Below are 17,925 nucleotides of genomic sequence, written 5' to 3' on the forward strand. Positions count from 1 at the left end.
CCGGGAGACCAAGTCGGGCAACGCGAATTTATCCGGGCGGGTTCCCGTCCCCAGCCAAGGCGACGTTGTAGGACGGGTTGCCCTATGCTTCTAGTTCGTGGCGGCGAAAACGCAGTTCTCTTTGGGCGCCACGCAACGGCGATCCTTCAAACGGCAACCTTTCCAAGTCGATCGACATCGCCGCCTTCAACGCCAACCTGTTTGCAGAAGCAGCCGCTCGGGGCGGCATCCCCAAGTTGGCAGCAAATTCCGCCCAGTGCCGTGCCCGGATGTTCTTCACCTTGTCCGCGATGGGCAACGCCATCGTTTCATCGCCATACAGCAACGTACAGGGAACGTCATACACCGGTGCAGGGGAAAACCCCCCGGAAGTGTCGCCAAGGATTGAGAGATTCTTGGCATGCAGATCCCCGTTGCCGGTCAGCCATGCAAAGAGGAACTGAAGGTAGAAATTGCGAATGGCCGGCAACCTGGCCTCGCATCTTTCGGCAAGTGCAAGTGCCACTTCCTCAGACGCAACGCCGTATTTGGCAGCGGGTGGCAATGCCATGACCTGGGTGCCGTCTTCCAGCGGCAACCTGTGCCATTGTTTGTCGCCGTCCCGGTATCTATCAAAACGCTTAACCAGCAGCCCGGCGCGGCCGTTTTTGTCGTGGACGACTTCGCTGGAAACAACAGGGATCTTCAGTGCCTTGGCCCCTGCCAAATGTGCAGCTTCGTTGGCCACAAGGTGGGGGTTCTTCTCCGGATCCAGTTTCAACAGGTAGCGTTGTCCCCGCGCGGCCAACGGGGTAGTGAGCATCGAAGCACTCGCCTTGTCTTGTACACCGGGCAATCCGTGCAGGTCGACGGAATTGGCGAGGACAGCAAAGTCAAGGTCCGCCAGGGTTGAAGCATTGGCCAAGGCATCGGGCTCCACAGGGTCCCCGCCGGCGGGAACGACTTGGACGTCGCCCGGAACGTCCGCACCGACGGCCAGCAACAAGGTCATTTCATCGTCAAAACTGGTTTTGGTGGCGTTCTTGAGCACCGTCAATCGGTGTCCTTCCGGCAGCAGCCCCGCAAAGAATGCCGGAAGCGCACCATGCGGTGTTTCAACAGGTTCGCCGGATAGCGGCAGGGAGAATGCCACCGGCGGGTTACCCTCGCCCAGGTATTCCGTCACATAGGTAAACCGGACAGCACCCTCATCCGTCCGGGACAGGTTCCCAGCCAGAATTCCGTTTTTGTAAACATCGGCACCGTGTACGCGTTTGAGCACCTCCAGGTTCATCGCGCGACCGTCAGCTTGAGTCCCAGAACACCAAGAACGGAAACAACCGCCCACAGCGAAGGATTGCCGCTGGCCGATTCCATGGCCCTGACCGTTCGTTCCGATACCTCGGCAAGATCGGCCAAGTCTGCCTGGGTAAGCCCGGCCTTCTTGCGAGCAGCGCGAATACTGTCAGCTATGACCGAAACGCTCTCCATATCCAGCCTCCTCAAGCGGCAAGAAACTGCCGATTTACATGCTTCCTCTCTCCATACTCCACCAAAAGCCATGTTTCGGCAATATTTTGCCGAAACATGGCTTTTGTAGAAAAAAGCAAGTCAATCATGACCGAAATCGGCAGTATACTGCCGATTTCGGTCGCAGGGAACCCCTCCGGGTCCAAACGCCGGTGGAATCAGCCGTTAGGGCGCTGCGGGATGTACTGCACCGCCCACTTGTTGCCGTCCGGGTCGGCGAAGTACACGAAGCTCCCCCAGTCCTGGACATCGACGTCGCTGACCTCGACGCCGTTGGCCGCCAGCTGGTCGTGCGCTGCCTGGATGTCGCTGACCACCATTTGCATGCTGGGTGCAGTTCCCGGTGCGGCATCGTTCAGCCCTTCGCCGATGCAGATCGAACAAGCCGAGCCCGGCGGGGTCAGCTGCACAAACCGGATCTTCTCATTGGGCCGCTCGTCATAGTCCGCGTTGAATCCCACCTTGTTCACATAGAAGTCCTTGGCCCGGTCGACATCGGACACGGGAACAAATACCAGTTCTAGTTTCCAATCCATGGTGCACAGGCTAGTCCCGCGGCAAGGGAAGCAACAGGCCTTGCCCCGAGATTCCCCGGCTCGGGTGCCGGCGAAGCGTCCGGCGGGCGGGATGCGGTTCAGGCTCGCTTGACCCCGGATTTGCCGGCAAGCCGGATCCTGAGCACAATCTGGTGGAGCAGCTGGCGGATCGCGACACCGAACGCGGTGCTCACCGCGCCCAGAGCCGCGGCGCCGAACACCCGGGACCATGCGAAGACGCCGCCCGACTCGAACACGCTGGCAAGGCCGACGAGCACCGAGCAGAGCAAGGCCCCGCCGAGAATTGCCGGTTTCCACCAGCGGCCGAAAACAAGCCCGAACACGATCATTGACGGGATCACAACGCCAGCCTCCGTTCCAGGGCGGTCCGCCGCTAGCCCCAGTATCACACGGGTGCTTCGGTCCGACAACGGATGCCGGGACCCCTCAGGCACCCAGGTACCCGCGCTGGTCCAGCCCCTCGTCGAACATGGTTTGCGCCAGCGATTTCCTCGGACCCTGCTGCTGCGTTTCCCTGCCCGGGGCGGTGCCGTGCCCGTCCTTCGCGCGGCCCGGATCGCCCAGGTACCCGGGGCCCGGCAGCAGGGACTTCTCTGAGAGGTCCCAGGCGTCCAACGCCTGAAGGCTGATGCCGCGCGGCCCGGTGCGTCTTGTCACCCCGTGGATCAACAGCAGGCGGGTGGAGAAGAGCAACGGGCCGCAACGCTGCTGCGCCTCGTGGAAGAATGTGGCATCCACGCAGCCGGTGCCGTCGTCGAGGGAAATGAAGACCACGCGTCGCCCGCCGCGCATCGGCGGGGTCTGCGTGGCGACCCTGACCCCTGCCACCAGGACCTCGGTGCCGTTGCGCATCGCCAGCAGCTCCTCGGCGCGCGAGACGCCCAGCGAGTCCAGCAGCGGTGCATGGGAGGACATCAGGTGCGCGCTGACATCGAGGCTCAGCAGGTCAAGCTCGGTGCGCACCACCTCCTCCAGCGGGGTGTCCGCCGCCCCGACGGCCATGGCGGCAAGGTCAAGGTCCCCCAGCGGCAAGGCAAGTTGCCCGGGGATCGGGCGGTGGCGCTGTGGCAGGGACTTGTGCGCCCCGCCGCGCAGGTGGGCGACAAGGTCCGCGCGGTTTCCCCGCCCGGCGGAGCGCTGCAGCGAGTCGAAGGCACCCAGCGCCGCGAAGTGGTTCAACGAGGTGCGGGTGAGCCCCGAGCGGTCCCGCACGTCGGCGATCGAGTCGTAGGGCTGGCCGGCGACAACCCGCGCGACCTCGCGCTCCGAGACCCCGCGGATCCCGCGCAGCGACAGCCTGATCCCGAAGCGCCCGGGCAGCATGGCCCCGACGGCACGGGGAACCACAGGCAGCTGCGCGGGCGGCAGCAGCCCCTCCAGCCGCTCGACCCGGTAGCTTGCCGCCGAGCGGTTGATGTCCAGCGGCAGGATCTTGATGCCCATGCGCCTGGCCTCGGCCACCAGCAGCCGTTTGGGGTACATGCCCGGGTCGTGCTCCCAGATCCCGGCGAGGAATGCCTCGGGGTGGTGGGCCTTGAGCCAGGCCGACTGGTAGGTGGGCACGGCGAAGGCGGCCCCGTGGGCCTTGCAGAACCCGAAGGACCCGAAGGCCGCGAGCGTCTGCCAGACCTCGTCGATGACGGCCGGCGGGTACTCGCGTTCCCCGGCGGCGGAGCGGAAGAAGGCCTCGACCCGGGGTTCCGCCGGGCCGCCGAGCAGCCGGCGGTAGACATCGGCCTTGGCCAGCCCGCACCCGGTCATCGTGTGCAGGATCCGCAGCACCTGCTCGTGGAAGACGGTGACACCGTGGGTCTCGGCGAGCGCGGGCCGCAGGGTGGGGTGGGGGTATTTCTCCGGCGCGAATCCGTGTCGGTTTTCCAGGTAGGGCTTGACCATGTTGGATTTCATGGGTCCGGGGCGGAAGAGGGAGATGTCGATGATGAGGTCGTTGAAGTCGCGGGGGGCGAGTTTGCCGATGAGTTCCCGTTGCCCGGGTGATTCGATCTGGAAGCAGCCGAGGGTGTGGGTGGATCGGATGAGTTCGAAGGTGGGTTTGTCGTCGAGCGGGACGAGGGCGAGGTCGATGGCTCCGTCGGGTTTGATGTAGGCGGGGATCTCCCCCGGTCGGTTGCCTTGGTGTCCCCCCGCGGCGGCGACTGCCTGGGCGGTGGGGTGGATGCGTTGGATCTCGGCGAGCGCGTGGGTGATGGCCGATTGCATGCGTACCCCCAGGACGTCGAGCTTGAGCAGTCCCATGGGGTCCATGTCGTGTTTGTCGTATTGGCTCATGGGCAGGTCCAGTCCGCTGGGTTGGACGGGGGTTCGGTCCAGGAGCGTGTTGTTGGAGAGGATGACTCCGCAGGGGTGCATAGAGATGTGCCGGGGCAGCCGGTCGAGGCGTTCGGTGAGGTCCACGAGCAGGTCGAGTTGTTTTTCGGTGCCGAGCCGGTCGGCGAAGGGTGCGAGTTCGGGTTTCTCGTTCAGGGCGTCGCGGAAGGAGGCAGCGGAGAAGCGCCAGAGTTGCTTGGCGATGGTGTCGATGTCTTCCTCCTCCATGCCGAGCGCCTGGCCGGCGTCCCGTACCGCCCCCCTGGCGCGGTAGCCGTTTTGCATGCTCATGAGGCTGACGCGGTCGGCGCCGAAGCGGGTGAAGATTTTTTGGTAGATGGTGTGGCGTTGGGCGGATTCGACGTCTATGTCGATGTCCGGGAGGGTGGCGCGGTCGCGGGAGAGGAAGCGTTCGAAGAGCAGGTCGTGGGTGAGTGGGTTTACCTGGCTGATGCCGGTGAGGTAGTTGACAAGCGAGGAGGCGCCGGAGCCGCGGGCGGCGGAGCGTATGCCCATGCGGGTGATCATGTCGCTGACTTCGGCGACGGTGAGGAAGTAGGTGGCGAATCCGAGGTCGGAGATGGTGTCCAGCTCCTCCCCCAGTCGTTGGCGCATGTGCGGGTTGTTGCCCTCCCGGGGGATGAGCCTGTTGATGCCCGCTTCCGCGCGTGCGGCGAGTTCGCGGTTGGGTTCCCCGGTGATGCCGATGACGTGGGTTTCGGGGACCACGGGTATTCCCCATCCGGTGTCGGCGACGGGGTCGAGGCGTGCCCAGTCGGCGAGCGCCGAGGTGTTGCGCAGGAGTGTTGCTGCCATCCGGGGGTTTGTGGCCTCGCGGGCGATTTCGGCGGCGAGGAGTCTCATGTGTTCGGCGGCCTTGAGCCAGCCTTGTCCGTTGGGCTGGATGTCGTTGAGGGTTTCGAGTGAGGTGAGGGCGCGTGCGGAGTCAAGGACGTCGGCCGTTGCGGCGCCGTCGGGTTCGGTGTACCTGACGGCGTTGGTGAGGACGGGGGCGATGTGTGCGGTTTCCGCGCAGCGGAGCATGCGGATCGCGTGTGCCGTGCTGAGGCGGTCCCCGGGGTTGTTGAGGTGGGTGACGATCTCCACCCGCAGTGCCTTCTCTCCCAGGAGGGTGCGCCATTGGTGGATGCGGGTGCGGGCCTGGTCGTAGTGCTGGTGCTGGGTTGCCAGTCCGACGTCGGAGTTCGGCCCGAGCAGGATGGTGAGCAGTGGCTCGCCGTCGGGGTCAAGGGCGTGGGTTGCCAGTTCCCCGGGGGTGATGCCGAGGTGCTGTTTGCGTGTGCCTTCGGGTGTTGTTGGTTGGTGTGCGGCGGAGACCAGGCGGCACAGGGCCTTGTAGCCGGCTCCGTTGCTGTGTCCCTTGGCCAGGATGGTGATGCGCCCGGAGACGCGCAGGGGGTTGCGTGTCCTGCCGTCGCGTGGCCGGGGGTCGGGTTCGAGGGTTGCGAGGTCCACCCCCAGGATGGGGTCCATTCCGTGCGTGATGCAGGCCTTGAGGTGTTTGACGCTTCCGTAGAGTCCGTCCCGGTCGGTGATGGCCAGGGCGTCGGCGCCGTCGGCGAGCGCTGCCTGGACGAGGTCCTCGGGCCAGGAGACCCCGTAGTGTGCACTGAAGGCGGATGCCACGTGCAGGTGGGTGAATCCCTGGGGCATTGCGGCACCTCCCTTCGCAGCGCCCCTGGTGTTTTCCGGGTGCGGGTTCGGGGGTTTTCCGTCGTCTCGGTGTGGGAGCAACGTGGGCCGTCCGCCGTGCAGGGGGTAGAGCCATCATATTAGAACACCTGTTCTAATCAAATCGCGCGGACCAAGGCCGGCCATGAGCGCCCGATCGTGCCGGCAGCCGATGTCGCGGCGTTTCGCGGGAAGTGGCGAACCGGTGTCCGGCGGCCGGGTTATCCCGGGTGCCCGAGCCTGTCGAGTGCCACGAGGTATGCCTCGTTGTAGCTGGGGAATTGCGGGACCTGGTCGCGCAGGACCGCAAGTGGCACGCGCGTCCTGATGGCCAGGGCCGCGTGGTGGATCCATTCTCCGGCCTGTGGCGCCACCGCCCAGGCCCCGACCATGACTTGTTGCCGCCGGTCGATAAGGATGCCCAGCTCCCCTCGCGGGTTTTGTTCGTAGGTCCAGGGCCGTGCGATGGTTTCGGGCAGGTCCACCCTGACGGCCTCGGTTTCGATCCCGAGCAGTTCGGCCTGCTTCCGGGTGAGTCCGACCGCCGCGATTTCCGGGCTGGCGAACACCACCCGTGGGATTCCTCCGTAGCCCGCCGTTCGCTCCAGCCCGAGGATGCAGTCGGCAACGACACGTCCCTGGTACTTGGCGACATGGGTGAAGCTCATGATTCCGGTGACATCCCCTACCGCCCAGAGGCCGTCCGCGGCTCGGCAGTGTTCGTCCACCTGAATGTACCCCCGGTCATCCAGCCGTCCTCCGGCCAGCGAGATGCCCACCCCTTCGGTGCGCGGGGTCCTTCCCGTGGCGAAGACGGCCGCATCCACGGCGATCTCGCTTCCGTCATCAAGCACCAGCACGCTCCTGCCCCCCTCGACCCGCCCACGGGCGATCGAGCAGTTCAGGCGCACTTCCACCCCCGATCCGCGCAGGTGGCGTTCGGCGAGCGCGGCGACTTCGGGTTCCTCGCGGCCCAGCAGCCGCCCGCTTCTGTTGAGCAGCACGACCTTCGCTCCGAATCCGGCAAGGAAGGTGGCGGTTTCCAGGGCGACGGCGCTTCCCCCGACAACGGCCACAGCCCCGGGCAGTGCAGCGAGCGTGTACACCTCGCGATTGCCCCACACCGTGACCAGGTCCGATCCGGGGAAGGCTGGGAAGGCTGGGAACGCCGGGTCGGTTCCGGTGGCGACGATGATGTGGTCCGCCAGGTATTCGCGGCCGTCGGCCAGGATACGGCCGGGGCCCGCGATGTTTGCCTTGGCCCGCACGACATGCGCCCCGCGGGATTGGTACCCCGCGGCCTGGGCACTGTCATCCAGGTGCCTGGCCATGTAGTCGCGGTAGTCCCGCGCCAATTCCCAGTCGAGCGTGAGGTCCCGGGCCCCGGCGGTGTGTGCCGCTTCGTCCCTGAGCTCGGGTCCCCGCAGGATCGTCTTGGAGGGGATGCAGGCCCAGTAGGCGCACTCGCCCCCGATGAGCTCAGACTCGAACACCACAACCTTCTTGCCGGCGGTGATCAGCCTGTCGGCGGCCACTTCCCCGCCGGGACCCATGCCAATGACGGCCACATCGAACACTTCCTGCACAAGACCACCTCTGCGTCCATCGCGAAACAACCGGATTCCAGCCTTGCACCCCGCTTGCCGAACGGCCAGAGGGCAGGGCTAGGCACTTTCCGCGCACGCGTCGTGGATCCTGATGATCCGCCACCTTCCCGTGTCGACCTGGCGGGAGACCTCGAAGGTGCGCAGGGGGCCGATCCCGGCGAGCCTGACCTGCAGTCGCCAGACCTCGTAGTCGACAAGCCCCGGACCGCGCCCCCGCTCGGCCCGCAGCTCCTCTTTCCACCAGTCGCGCCGTTGGAACCACCGCACCGGATCGGCGGCCAGTTTGTATTCCCGACCTTGCCAGCGCATGCGAATCGGCACCCCCGCCGGTGTGCAGTCGACCTCGATCGACTGGGTAAAAATGCCCACGCCCCCACCTCTCACTCGCCCGCGCCCGCCAAACGGCGCCGCCCCCGGGAGCCGCATGGTTCCGGGAAGCAGCGCCGCGCGGATCTTCTGGGCACTCATCCATTTTATTAGAAACTATGTTCTACACAAGGTGAGACTAGAACACATATACGACAACTTGTGTCCCGGCATCAGGTCTTCGACAGGTTCCGGGGGCTAGACTCATGCCCATGACACCAGTACCCGCACCCATGATCACCGCCCTGACCTTGGGCGTGCGCGACGTCGAGCGCTCACGCGATTTCTACGTCCGCGGCCTCGGCTTCCGCGAGATTTCCCACATGCCCGGGCAGATCCTTTTTGTCCAGGCGGGCCACGGCTTGATGCTGGCCCTGTGGAACATCGCCTCGATGCCCGGGGAATACGGCGACGTGGGCCACGGGGTGCAGGCACCGCCGATGTCCCTGGGACACAACACCAACAGCGTTGAAGAAGTCGAAGACCTGTACGCCATGGCGATGGCGGCCGGCGCCACGTCCATCGGAGCCCCGACAACCAGGGAATGGGGCGGAACGAGCGCGTGCGTGGCGGATCCGGACGGCTTCCGCTGGGACTTCGTACACAACCCGGCCTTCGGCATCGGTGCGGACGGGCTGGTCTCCGGCGTCTAGCATCAGCCACCGCATCCTTCGAAAGGGTATTCCCGGCATCATGCACATTTCGAACCTCCCCGTTCGACGCATCACCGAACACGCACAAAACCCGGCGCCCCGGAAGCAGTGGCCCGCCACCCTGGCTCCGGTCAGGCACCTGCTGGAGCAGGGCATGGAGCTGGGTTCGGCCACCGTGCTGGTGGGGGAAAACGGGTCGGGGAAATCGACGTTGGTCGAGGCGATTGCCGTCAGCTACGGGTTGTCGCCGGAAGGCGGTTCCACGGGTGCCATGCACAGCACCCGGGCCACCGAGTCCGGGCTCGAGGAGCACCTGCAGGTCATCCGCAATCCCGGTGCGAGCCGACGCGGGTACTTCCTTCGCGCGGAAACCATGCACGGCTTCTACACGTACCTCGAGCAGAACCCGGGAACGCGGCCGGAGCCACGCTTCCACGAAATGAGCCACGGGGAATCATTCCTGGAACTCATCGCCGACCGCTTCCGGGAAGGCGGCTTGTGGGTTCTCGACGAGCCCGAATCGGCGCTCTCGTTCTCCGGCTGCATGGCCCTGGTGGGAATCCTCAAGGACCTGATGGCCGCCGGCGACTCCCAGGTCGTCATGTCCACCCACTCGCCCTTGCTGGCGGCACTGCCGGGAGCCGAAATCTACGAGGTCGGGCCATGGGGCCTGCGGCACAGCGAATGGGACGACCTGGATCTGGTCACCAACTGGCGGTCCTTCATGAACGTCCCCGGGCGCTACCTGCGCCACCTGTAGCACGTCACGTGGCGATGTCGCAGCTGCCCCTGTTCCGGGCTCTCGGACGGGCCCTTGGCGTCCTCACCCACGGGTCCAACGTCGGACCCGTTCCTGCCGCGAGGCCGAACCGCGCACCGCATCGGCCGTGACGGCACAACACCGCAACCCGCGGCGCCCGCCACCGGAGCCTGCTACCGTTGACCCATGCGCAAAGATCCACGATTTACGAGCCCCCGGCTGGGTACCAGCCGTGGGAACGTGCACGTGCGCCCGTAGCATTCGCCGTCTCCACTGCTGCCCACCGGGGGTGATCCCCCTTTCCCCGCAGCATTCCAGGAGACACCATGCAACCCCCGATCTACCTCACGCCCGACGAGCTCCACGCTTCCCTCACGGTCCGCGACCTCAGCGACCCCGCACAGGGCACCCACGCCATGCAAACCCTGCTGCACGGCGTTCTCGATTCCCTCCGGCAGTCGTGGAACTGCACCACCCACATCATCAGGAACCCGCCAATCGTGTCCGTCAGGGACAACTACGACAGCCTGCAATACCACGGCAACGACGTGACCCGGGCCCGCCGGTACACCCGGTACCTCAGCCCGACCGCAATGCTGCGCAGCCACACCTCCGCCGAGCTTCCGGCCGCCCTGCGGCTCTACGCGGGCCGCGCCAACATCGACGAGCTGCTTGCGGTTCCCGGACTGGTGTACCGGCGCGATGTCGTGGACCGCACCCACGTGGGCGAACCGCACCAGGTCGACCTCTGGCGCATCCGCTCCACGCCGCTCACCACCGAAAAGGACCTGACCCGGATGATCGGCACGGTTGTCGACGCGGTCCTCCCCGGGGCCCGCTGGCGCGCCACGCCAGCCGTGCACCCCTACACCACGGACGGCCGGCAGATCGATGTCATGCACGAGGGCCACTGGCTGGAACTGGCCGAATGCGGGCGCATCCACCCGGAAGTGCTCCGGTGTGCGGGGCTGGATCCCGCGCTCTGGTCGGGGCTGGCCCTGGGCATGGGGCTGGACCGCGCCTTGATGCTGCGCAAGCGAATCCCCGACATCCGCTACCTGCGCTCCACCGGCGAGCGCGCGGCCCAACAGATGCAGGACCTGTCCCCATGGAAGCCGGTGTCGCTGCTCCCCTCGGCACGGCGCGACATCTCCGTGGTGGTCGATGCCGGGGAGGACGAGGAAACCCTCGGCGATGTGGTCCGCAGGGCGCTCGGCGACGACGCCGGCCTTGTCGAATCCGTGCAGCTCCTCTCACGCACGGGCCTGGGACAGCTTCCGGAATCCGCACGGGAACGGTTGGGCATCCGCGCGGGGCAGGACAACGCCTTGCTGCGCATCACGATCAGGCCGCTGGAGAGCACGTTGTCTTCCCGGCAGGCCAACGACCTGCGCAACCGCATCTACCGGGCCGTCCACCGGGGCCCCCACCTGGAAATCATCTGAGACCCCAGGGCGGACGCCGCCGCACCCGCGCACCCTCACATGCGGGCGAACTTCGCCTTGGTGATTTGAAAGCAGCCGTAGCACACCAGCCCGGCGCCAAGCAGGGTGAGCACGTACGGCCCGTACGGCTGCCCGCGCACCGCTTTCAAGGCACCATCCAGCCCGGTGGCTTCTTCCGGGTCGGCCTGCAGGGTCGAGACTATGAACAGCAGCCCGACCAGAAACAGTGCCGTGCCCTTCGCGACGTATCCCGCCATTCCAAGCATTGTGAGGAACCTTCGGGCCGGGGCGGATGCAGGCATCTTCAGTTGCCGGGTGAAGGAGGTACGTACTCCCCGAACCGCAAAGGCGACACCCACCAGGGCCACGACAACACCCACCGCGATCAGCAGCTGCGGGCCGAACGGCGCTTTCATGACCTGGATCGAGGAATCGCTCGTGGCTTCACCGCTGTCCCTGCTCCGGCCCGACGCGAACGAGGCAAACGCCAGCGCCAGGAACAGGAACGCCAGCCCTTGCCCGGCCACGGAAAACCTGTGCCGGAGCATTGCCTTCTTCTGCAGGTGCCGGTAGCCGAAAATCGCTTCGCTCGCTTGCCACAGGGCCAGTGCCACGCAGGACACGGCACCCAGCCACAACAGGATGTACCCCGCAGGGCTGGCAGCCAGTTCGCCCATGGCTCCGCCTTGGTCGGCTTCCCCCGCCTTCCCGAAGGCCAGCTGCACGGCGATGGCCCCCACCAAGACATGCAGGACCCCGCTCACCGCAAAACCGGTCCGCGCGACGGCCACAAAGGCACGAGAGTTCGAGGCCGCTTCGGCAGCCTCCACGGGTCCGTCCACGTTCTTGATGATCACAGTCCCCTTCCGGCGGCCATGCGGGAGTCACTCCGCGGGTCTTGCGACTCGTGTTGGCTGGCCCCGCATCTTCGCGGGTACCGGCGTGCTTCCGGCCCCGGCTCAGGCGGCGTTCTGGTGGAGGCAGAGGATGTTGCCGTCGGGGTCCTTGAACCAGGCGGCCTTCTCCGAGCCCAGGACACAGACGTGGTCGACGGTTTTCAGGTCCGGCAGGTCGTAGTCCTCGAAGACGACGCCCTTGGTGTCGAGTTCGCTCATGACGCCGGCGATGTCGCCGACCTCGAAGCTTGCGGTGGTGTGCACGGAGGGCTTCGCGTCGGGGTCCTTCAGCAGGGCAAGCACCCCGGAACCGGCAAGGGCAAAGAGCATGTTGCCGTCCGGAGCCTTCCCCTGGAACGGAAGCCCCAGGGTGTCCTCGTAGAAACGCCGCGACCTTTCGCCGTCGGTCACGGGAATGATGGTGGTGAGTGGGCTGGTTGAGAGGGACATGGGAGGCCGTCCTCGGTAAGGAGTGGAACCCCTCAATTCTACGTCCGGTCCCGTGTGAAGGAGCCTTTCAACGACGCCGCACGCACCCTAGACTTGGTGCGAATTCCCCCTGCAGGAAGGATCCCCGCCATGAGCATTCCGCAGCCGCCGGAACGCCCGTACCCGCCGGCGGAACCCGAAAGGGTACCGCCGGTCCACCCCGATCCGACGCACCAGCCGCCGGCCGAACCTGAGCCCGTACCGATGCCGCCGGACCCGTCCACGCCGTTCCCGCCGGGCCAGCCGGATCCGACCGAACCCTACCCGCCCATCAGGTAGGCGCCACCGGGCCGCACAGGCAAGGAGGGCACCCCCGCTTCACGTGCGCGGGGTGCCCCCTTGCTGCTGCCGGGGCCCTGCGGGTCCCGGAGGGCCTAGTCGGCGCGCTGGTTGACCCGGATCATGTTCCCCGACGGGTCGCGGAATGCACAGTCGCGCGGGCCCCACGGCTGGTCGATGGGTTCCTGGAGGATCTCGGCCCCGGTGGCGCGGACCCGTTCAAAGAGGCCGTCGAGGTCTCCGGTGCTGAACACCGTCATCGGAAGCACTCCCTTGGTGAGCAGTTCCTGGATGGCGTTGCCGTCCGCCTCCGAGCGGCCCGCGTGCGGGTCCGAGAGCACGATGCCCAGCCCCGGCTGCCTGTCCGATCCCAGGGTGACCCAGCGGTGCTCGCCGGAGGACACGTCGTTCTCCACCTTCAGGCCCAGGCCGTCTCGGTAGAACGGGATGGCTTCGTCGACGTCGTTGACGGTGATGTGCGAGTAGTTCAATGAAATATCCATGCGCACCACGCTACGGCCAGGATGCCTGGTGCGCTTCTTGGATCCTGCTCGATACCGTCGGGACTCCGGCTAGTACCTGGGCGTCTTGGTGCTCTTGGGCCTTGTCACCGACTTGGCAATGCAGGCCGGCATGGCTTCCACCGCCGCATGCTCCCGGTTCCTGTACCCGCTGGGGCTTTCGCCGGTGATCTGGGTGAAGCTGCTGCTGAAGGACCCCAGGGAGGTACACCCGACCTCCATGCACGCATCGGTGACGCTCATCCCCGAGCGCAGCAGGGCCATGGAACGCTCGATCCGCCTGGTCATCAGGTAGGCATACGGGCTGAGCCCGTATGCGGCCTTGAACTGCCGGGAGAAGTGCGCCGTGGACATCAATGCCCCGGCCGCCATGGTGGGCACATCGAGGGGCCTGGCGTATTCGCGGTCGATCATGTCCTTGGCCCGTCGCAGGGCGGCGAGCGATTCAAGCTCGTGCTGCTTCATGCACTCGAGGGTATCAGTGCACGGTCCCTGGGCCACCGCTTCATCCGGGCCCCAAGCACGCGGAGGGCGGGTCCGCCCGCGCAAGGGGCCGGACCCGCCCTCCGGCCATGCGGTCGAGGTGGCGTGGTCCGCCTATCCGGTTTTGCCGGAGAGTGCGACGAGCACGCCGGCCACCGCAAAGTACTTGTTGCTCCCCAGATCCCGGATGGTCTTGATCCCCATGCCGGCCAGGATTTCATCGTGCTTCTCGGTGAGCCCGGCAAGGGCCGAAGGCGGCGAGTCGAGGACTTCGTCCAGGGTCGCGTTTTCGAGGGCCTTATCGAGGGCCTTGCCCAATTCAACGGAAACAGCCATGTCAATTTCCTTTCATCGATACGGAACAACGTCGCACCAGCCACGGCACCGACAGGGGCCGGACCGGCGCACCGGGAGACCGGGCTCGTGTCGCCCAACCTGGCGGCCACACTATCGCAGTGACGGCGACAATGACATGGCTCGCAGGAGCCCCGGGCGGCTAGGTGCCGGTACCCGCCGACACGGGCAGCGCCCCAGTGCTCCCCGAATCCTCGTCGACGGGCTTCCTCCGGCCCGACCTCGTCGCACCGATGCCTGCCACGATGACCAGGACGATCCCGGCAAGCGCGGCCGGACGCGGCACCTGGTCCAGGAGCAGCAGGCCGACCACCAGGGCGATGGCGGGTTCCAGGCACATCAGGGTGCCGAACGCCGCGGCCGTCAGGCGGCGCAGGGACAGGATCTCGAGGCTGAACGGGATCACGGGCAGCAGCAACGCCAACCCGAAGCCGATGAGCAACATGGGCAGGTCGATCTGGCCGATCACCGCGGGCCCGACCACCAGCGTCGCGGCGATGGCTGCGACGGGCATGGAAATGGCCAGTGCCCCGATGCCTTCCACCGCATCGCCCGCGCGCTGGGTCAGCAGCACGTAGGCGGCCCAGCAGACGGCGCATCCCAGGGCGAAGAGCACACCCACCGGATCCGCGGCGCCGCTCCAGGGTTCCGTCAGGCCCAGCACCCCGACGCCCGCGACAACGGCCCACCACCTTGCGGCGCCCCTGCCCTGGAACACCGCAACCGACAGCGGGCCCAGGAACTCCAGGGCGCTGGCGGTACCCAGCGGCAGCGTCTGGATGGCCATCATGAAACCCATCGTCATCCCGGCCGTGGCCAGCCCCAGCAAGGCGCAGGTTCCCAGGACCGCGCGGCTGTAACGCTGCTTCCAGGGCCTGGCGATGGCCACGATGATGACCGCGGCCCAGGCCAGGCGCAGCCATCCCGCGCCCTCGGGGCCGATCGTCCCGGCCAGCGTGGCGGCTGCCGCGAGCCCCAGCTGCACGCACCCCATGGCCGCGACAGCCATCAGGGCGCCGATCCCGGCGGAGTGGGAGGTGGATGCTGGTGCTGTGCGGGTACTCATGGGTTTAAGTACACGCCACCGGCTTTGTCCGTGTCCACGCGATAATCATCAACATATCGTTCGTCAATCATGCACAATTGAACGATGGACACCCGACGCCTCCAATACCTTCTCGAATTGGCGCGACTTGGCTCGATGCGTGCCGTCGCCGACGTGCTGGGCACCACGACGTCCACCGTCTCGCAACAGATCGCCGCGTTGTCCCGGGATGCCGGAACAGAGCTCCTGGAGCCCTCCGGCCGCGGGGTCCGCCTCACCGCTGCCGGGCGCCGGCTTGCCGGACATGCGCGAACCATCCTGGCCGCGGTGGATGCCGCCCGGCTGGACCTCGATCCCGGCGCCGACCCCTCGGGCACCTTGCGCGTGGGCGGTTTCGCCACGGCGATCCGCAGGACGCTGATGCCCATCATCCTGGACCTGGCGGACCGCCACCCGGCCGTGGACATCAAGGTCATGGAACACGAACCGGCCGAGGCCCTAAGCCAGCTGGAACTCGACGACCTGGACCTCGCCCTGACCTACGACTACAACCTGGCTCCCGACCCGCCGGGCCCGGGCATCGAGAGCATGGAACTGTGGAGCACCCCCTGGGGGCTCGGCGTGCCGGCAGACGCCGCGGCGCGCATCGCGGCCGGCGGCAGCGTCCCTGCCGCGGCGGAGGTCTTCGGCTTCTTCAGGGACAGCGACTGGATCGGGAACTCCCGCAACGGGGCGGACGAGACGGTGCTGCGGTTGATCTCCTCCATGGCGGGGTTCCAGCCGGCGATGCGCCACCAGTCCGACAGCCTGGACCTGGTGGAGGACCTGGTCCTTGCGGGGCTCGGCGTGGGCCTGCTGCCCGAAAACCGTCCGCCGCGTCCCGGCCTGAGCATCCTGCCGCTGCACGACCCCGACCTCCGGCTTCGGGCCCATGCGCGGATCCGTGCCGGGCGCGGTGCCTGGCCGGCCCTGGCGCTCGTGCTTGAGCGCATGCGGCAGGGCCGGACCTTGGCCTAGAACAGGCCCGAATGTTCCTCCGTGAGCTCCGGGCCGTTGTTGCGCACGTTTCCCACAGCGGAGTCGACCTCGCGCAGTTCCCATCCGGCTGCCACGTCGTAGGCCCCGGCCCGAACCATCTCAACAAGCCCTGCGGCATCCCGGTTTTCCGGGTCGAGCCATTCGGCGAGCGCGTCCCGGGAAAGCGGAATCGGCAGCCGGTCATGCAAGCCGTTCAGTTCCCCCAGCACGGGAGCCCCGGAGTCGGCCGGCGGCGAGGGGCAGGTGAGGATGGAGGTGGAGAGCAGCCACTGTTCCGGGTCGCCGTCCTCCTTCTGCGGGTCCTTCCACCATTCGTAGATCCCGGCGAAGAAGATCAGCGAGTCGTCGGCCGGATGCACGTAGAAGGGCCGCTTCCTGGCCTTGGGCGTCTCCCCGGCCAGCCATTCGTAGTAGCCCTCCGCGGGCACGGCGCAGCGCCGGGCCTTGATGGCGGCACGGAAGGTCGGCTTCTCGAGGACGGTTTCGCTGCGTGCGTTGAAGGCGCGTACCCCGACGGCAGGGTCCTTGGCCCAGCCCGGGACAAGCCCCCACTTTGCGACATGCACCTGCCGGTGAGTTGCTCCCTCAATCAGGCGTTCCAGGACGATGGGCACATCCCTGGTCGGGGCAATGTTCCAGGATTGGCGCAACTCGAGGTTCGCGTCGGCCTCCGCCTCGGCCTCCGCCACCAGGTCGCCGATGGCCTTGGCCATCACGTATCGTCCACACATCCCGTCGCCCCTTCGCGTTGAGTTCCTCGGTATCCGCAGGGACCCGGTGGCCGCTCGCGGCCCGGAACGTCCCATGGATACCGTATCGCCTGCGCGGATTCCCCGAAATGCCGCGGCTCCGGTGTGCCGAAGGCGCGAAAGGGCTTCCCGGCCCGGCGCCGCAGTGCCAGGCAGGTATCCGGGCAGGCATCCGGCAGCTGGATTCCTCACGGTTCCCGAGGATAATTCCCTGCATGGTCAGCAGCGACAAACACCACCCGGAGAACCGCGACACGTCCCCACCCGTCGGGGAAACAGGCGCCTTCGCCCTTCCCGAAGCCATGACCGGCAGGGCAAGCCCCGCCAAGGCCGCGGACGGGGACAAACCGGTCTTCGCCTACCTCGCAAGCCTTCCCCAGCCGCAGCGGGGCATTGCCGAGGCCATCGATGCGCTGGCGGCCAGGACGCTGCCGGGCCTGCAGCGTTCGGTGAAATGGGGATTGGCCTACTACGGCGTCGGCGATGGCTGGTGCTTCAGCTGCGGCGGCTTTGCGGGCCATGTCAAGCTCATGTTCATCAACGGCACCGCCCTGGAACCCGTGCCGCCGGCCGCGCCCGTCGGCATGGGCAAGTCGACCCGGGGCGTCGAGCTTGTATCCCGTGCGGACATCGACGAGACCCTGCTCGCGGGCTGGATGAGGCAGGCGACCTCGGTTCCGGGCGTCGGCCGCACCGGCAGACGCCGGGGCCCGGAAACCGCCGGCCCGCCGGGGGCCGTGAAATAAGACCCTGGCGTCCGTGGTTACATAAAGCATGACCGAAACACAGAAACTTGCCCCGTACATCCCCGAAGCCGGGTCCGTCACCATGTTCACGACCTCGTGGTGCGGATACTGCCGCAACCTCAAGCGCCTCATGGACTCCAAGGGGATCGGCTACACCGAGGTGAACATCGAAGAGGTCGAGGGCACCGCGGAACTTGTCGAGCACTTCAACGGCGGCAACCAGACGGTGCCGACCCTGATCTTCCCCGACGGGACCGCCGCAACAAACCCCCGCATCGAGGAAGTCCTCGAGCGCGTCTAGGCGTCCCTGTGCTTGGATGGAAGGGTGCCACCGGCCGAACACGGCCGCCGGCACCCTTCCTCGTTAAGTCCTAGGGGCGGCGCAGGGGTGCGTCCGCCCATGAATGG

Annotated in this window: 21 protein-coding genes; 7 read left to right on the plus strand and 14 right to left on the minus strand. The window is 66.8% G+C overall.

Annotated elements, in window-relative coordinates:
* Positions 1-82: 82 nt before the first annotated feature.
* The 7 genes from ACSYDW_RS00575 to ACSYDW_RS00605 all read right to left on the minus strand — a co-directional run bounded on the left by ACSYDW_RS00575 (position 83) and on the right by ACSYDW_RS00605 (position 8,062).
* Positions 83-1,273: a type II toxin-antitoxin system HipA family toxin gene (locus ACSYDW_RS00575; protein ID WP_438336759.1), complete on the minus strand. Its 1,191-nt coding sequence runs from the start codon at positions 1,271-1,273 to the stop codon at positions 83-85.
* Positions 1,270-1,470, minus strand: a complete 201-nt coding sequence (locus tag ACSYDW_RS00580; protein WP_438336760.1) for a helix-turn-helix domain-containing protein — start codon at positions 1,468-1,470, stop codon at positions 1,270-1,272. The genes ACSYDW_RS00575 and ACSYDW_RS00580 overlap by 4 nt, the downstream gene beginning before the upstream one ends.
* Positions 1,471-1,667: 197 nt before the next feature.
* Positions 1,668-2,045: a glyoxalase superfamily protein gene (locus ACSYDW_RS00585; protein WP_438336761.1), complete on the minus strand. Its 378-nt coding sequence runs from the start codon at positions 2,043-2,045 to the stop codon at positions 1,668-1,670.
* A gap of 98 nt (positions 2,046-2,143) precedes the next feature.
* The gene (locus ACSYDW_RS00590; RefSeq protein ID WP_438336762.1) at positions 2,144-2,407 is read right to left on the minus strand and encodes a hypothetical protein; all 264 of its coding nucleotides are present in this window, start codon (positions 2,405-2,407) and stop codon (positions 2,144-2,146) included.
* Positions 2,408-2,492: 85 nt separating this feature from the next.
* A complete protein-coding gene (locus ACSYDW_RS00595) occupies positions 2,493-6,068 on the minus strand; it encodes a DNA polymerase III subunit alpha (RefSeq protein WP_438336763.1) in 3,576 nt (1,191 codons plus the stop codon).
* Positions 6,069-6,307: 239 nt separating this feature from the next.
* A complete protein-coding gene (locus ACSYDW_RS00600) occupies positions 6,308-7,672 on the minus strand; it encodes a dihydrolipoyl dehydrogenase family protein (RefSeq protein WP_438336764.1) in 1,365 nt (454 codons plus the stop codon).
* A gap of 78 nt (positions 7,673-7,750) precedes the next feature.
* Positions 7,751-8,062, minus strand: a complete 312-nt coding sequence (locus tag ACSYDW_RS00605; RefSeq protein ID WP_438336765.1) for a DUF6504 family protein — start codon at positions 8,060-8,062, stop codon at positions 7,751-7,753.
* Between the two features lie 209 nt (positions 8,063-8,271).
* Here ACSYDW_RS00605 and ACSYDW_RS00610 point away from each other — a divergent pair, with 209 nt between their 5' ends.
* The 3 genes from ACSYDW_RS00610 (at position 8,272) to srmL (ending at position 10,917) form a co-directional block, all read left to right on the plus strand.
* On the plus strand, positions 8,272-8,712 hold the full coding sequence (locus ACSYDW_RS00610) for a VOC family protein (protein WP_438336766.1): 441 nt from the start codon (positions 8,272-8,274) through the stop codon (positions 8,710-8,712).
* Positions 8,713-8,752: 40 nt separating this feature from the next.
* On the plus strand, positions 8,753-9,472 hold the full coding sequence (locus ACSYDW_RS00615; protein ID WP_438336767.1) for an AAA family ATPase: 720 nt from the start codon (positions 8,753-8,755) through the stop codon (positions 9,470-9,472).
* A gap of 326 nt (positions 9,473-9,798) precedes the next feature.
* Positions 9,799-10,917 carry a PheS-related mystery ligase SrmL gene (srmL, locus tag ACSYDW_RS00620; RefSeq protein ID WP_438336768.1) on the plus strand — a complete coding sequence of 373 codons (1,119 nt, stop codon included), beginning with the start codon at positions 9,799-9,801 and terminating at the stop codon, positions 10,915-10,917.
* 35 nt (positions 10,918-10,952) lie between these two features.
* On the opposite strand, the gene ACSYDW_RS00625 is transcribed toward srmL, so the two are convergent.
* Positions 10,953-11,774: a DUF1206 domain-containing protein gene (locus ACSYDW_RS00625; RefSeq protein ID WP_438336769.1), complete on the minus strand. Its 822-nt coding sequence runs from the start codon at positions 11,772-11,774 to the stop codon at positions 10,953-10,955.
* Positions 11,775-11,876: 102 nt separating this feature from the next.
* Entirely contained in the window at positions 11,877-12,263 is a 387-nt protein-coding gene (locus tag ACSYDW_RS00630; protein WP_438336770.1) for a VOC family protein, read from the minus strand.
* Positions 12,264-12,392: 129 nt separating this feature from the next.
* On the opposite strand from ACSYDW_RS00630, the gene ACSYDW_RS00635 reads away from it, so the two are divergent.
* On the plus strand, positions 12,393-12,581 hold the full coding sequence (locus ACSYDW_RS00635) for a hypothetical protein (RefSeq protein WP_438336771.1): 189 nt from the start codon (positions 12,393-12,395) through the stop codon (positions 12,579-12,581).
* Positions 12,582-12,676: 95 nt separating this feature from the next.
* Here ACSYDW_RS00635 and ACSYDW_RS00640 read toward each other — a convergent pair whose 3' ends face one another.
* The 4 genes from ACSYDW_RS00640 to ACSYDW_RS00655 form a co-directional block, all read right to left on the minus strand.
* Positions 12,677-13,084, minus strand: a complete 408-nt coding sequence (locus ACSYDW_RS00640) for a VOC family protein (protein ID WP_438336772.1) — start codon at positions 13,082-13,084, stop codon at positions 12,677-12,679.
* Between the two features lie 69 nt (positions 13,085-13,153).
* A complete protein-coding gene (locus ACSYDW_RS00645) occupies positions 13,154-13,567 on the minus strand; it encodes a helix-turn-helix domain-containing protein (protein ID WP_438336773.1) in 414 nt (137 codons plus the stop codon).
* Between the two features lie 132 nt (positions 13,568-13,699).
* Positions 13,700-13,921 (minus strand): hypothetical protein, encoded by a 222-nt coding sequence (locus ACSYDW_RS00650; RefSeq protein WP_438336774.1) that lies wholly within the window; start codon positions 13,919-13,921, stop codon positions 13,700-13,702.
* A 160-nt stretch (positions 13,922-14,081) separates the two neighbouring features.
* On the minus strand, positions 14,082-15,005 hold the full coding sequence (locus ACSYDW_RS00655; protein WP_438336775.1) for an EamA family transporter: 924 nt from the start codon (positions 15,003-15,005) through the stop codon (positions 14,082-14,084).
* A gap of 84 nt (positions 15,006-15,089) precedes the next feature.
* Between ACSYDW_RS00655 and ACSYDW_RS00660 the strand changes: the two genes are divergently transcribed.
* On the plus strand, positions 15,090-16,001 hold the full coding sequence (locus ACSYDW_RS00660; protein ID WP_438336776.1) for a LysR family transcriptional regulator: 912 nt from the start codon (positions 15,090-15,092) through the stop codon (positions 15,999-16,001).
* Here the strand turns inward: ACSYDW_RS00660 and ACSYDW_RS00665 are convergent.
* A complete protein-coding gene (locus ACSYDW_RS00665; RefSeq protein WP_438336777.1) occupies positions 15,998-16,753 on the minus strand; it encodes an SOS response-associated peptidase in 756 nt (251 codons plus the stop codon). The two genes, ACSYDW_RS00660 and ACSYDW_RS00665, sit on opposite strands and share 4 nt — an antisense overlap.
* Before the next feature lie 233 nt (positions 16,754-16,986).
* Here ACSYDW_RS00665 and ACSYDW_RS00670 point away from each other — a divergent pair, with 233 nt between their 5' ends.
* Together ACSYDW_RS00670 and ACSYDW_RS00675 are read left to right on the plus strand one after the other, a co-directional pair.
* Complete coding sequence (locus tag ACSYDW_RS00670; protein WP_438336778.1) at positions 16,987-17,517, plus strand: DUF1801 domain-containing protein; 531 nt, start codon at positions 16,987-16,989, stop codon at positions 17,515-17,517.
* 28 nt (positions 17,518-17,545) lie between these two features.
* Entirely contained in the window at positions 17,546-17,818 is a 273-nt protein-coding gene (locus tag ACSYDW_RS00675; RefSeq protein ID WP_438336779.1) for a glutaredoxin domain-containing protein, read from the plus strand.
* The last annotated feature ends 107 nt before the right edge of the window (positions 17,819-17,925 follow it).

This window comes from Paeniglutamicibacter selenitireducens (genome assembly GCF_051550675.1).
Classification (GTDB): domain Bacteria; phylum Actinomycetota; class Actinomycetes; order Actinomycetales; family Micrococcaceae; genus Paeniglutamicibacter.

What these genes read in the sequence shown, in the direction of transcription:
- ACSYDW_RS00575 (WP_438336759.1), bottom strand. Translation starts at nt 1,273, where the DNA reads ATGAACCTGGAGGTGCTCAAACGCGTACACGGTGCCGATGTTTACAAA.
- ACSYDW_RS00660 (WP_438336776.1), top strand. Translation starts at nt 15,090, where the DNA reads ATGGACACCCGACGCCTCCAATACCTTCTCGAATTGGCGCGACTTGGC.
- ACSYDW_RS00635 (WP_438336771.1), top strand. Translation starts at nt 12,393, where the DNA reads ATGAGCATTCCGCAGCCGCCGGAACGCCCGTACCCGCCGGCGGAACCC.
- ACSYDW_RS00670 (WP_438336778.1), top strand. Translation starts at nt 16,987, where the DNA reads ATGGTCAGCAGCGACAAACACCACCCGGAGAACCGCGACACGTCCCCA.
- ACSYDW_RS00610 (WP_438336766.1), top strand. Translation starts at nt 8,272, where the DNA reads ATGACACCAGTACCCGCACCCATGATCACCGCCCTGACCTTGGGCGTG.
- ACSYDW_RS00655 (WP_438336775.1), bottom strand. Translation starts at nt 15,005, where the DNA reads ATGAGTACCCGCACAGCACCAGCATCCACCTCCCACTCCGCCGGGATC.
- ACSYDW_RS00580 (WP_438336760.1), bottom strand. Translation starts at nt 1,470, where the DNA reads ATGGAGAGCGTTTCGGTCATAGCTGACAGTATTCGCGCTGCTCGCAAG.
- ACSYDW_RS00640 (WP_438336772.1), bottom strand. Translation starts at nt 13,084, where the DNA reads ATGGATATTTCATTGAACTACTCGCACATCACCGTCAACGACGTCGAC.
- ACSYDW_RS00615 (WP_438336767.1), top strand. Translation starts at nt 8,753, where the DNA reads ATGCACATTTCGAACCTCCCCGTTCGACGCATCACCGAACACGCACAA.
- ACSYDW_RS00645 (WP_438336773.1), bottom strand. Translation starts at nt 13,567, where the DNA reads ATGAAGCAGCACGAGCTTGAATCGCTCGCCGCCCTGCGACGGGCCAAG.
- ACSYDW_RS00595 (WP_438336763.1), bottom strand. Translation starts at nt 6,068, where the DNA reads ATGCCCCAGGGATTCACCCACCTGCACGTGGCATCCGCCTTCAGTGCA.
- ACSYDW_RS00585 (WP_438336761.1), bottom strand. Translation starts at nt 2,045, where the DNA reads ATGGATTGGAAACTAGAACTGGTATTTGTTCCCGTGTCCGATGTCGAC.
- ACSYDW_RS00650 (WP_438336774.1), bottom strand. Translation starts at nt 13,921, where the DNA reads ATGGCTGTTTCCGTTGAATTGGGCAAGGCCCTCGATAAGGCCCTCGAA.
- ACSYDW_RS00665 (WP_438336777.1), bottom strand. Translation starts at nt 16,753, where the DNA reads ATGTGTGGACGATACGTGATGGCCAAGGCCATCGGCGACCTGGTGGCG.
- srmL (WP_438336768.1), top strand. Translation starts at nt 9,799, where the DNA reads ATGCAACCCCCGATCTACCTCACGCCCGACGAGCTCCACGCTTCCCTC.
- ACSYDW_RS00675 (WP_438336779.1), top strand. Translation starts at nt 17,546, where the DNA reads ATGACCGAAACACAGAAACTTGCCCCGTACATCCCCGAAGCCGGGTCC.
- ACSYDW_RS00630 (WP_438336770.1), bottom strand. Translation starts at nt 12,263, where the DNA reads ATGTCCCTCTCAACCAGCCCACTCACCACCATCATTCCCGTGACCGAC.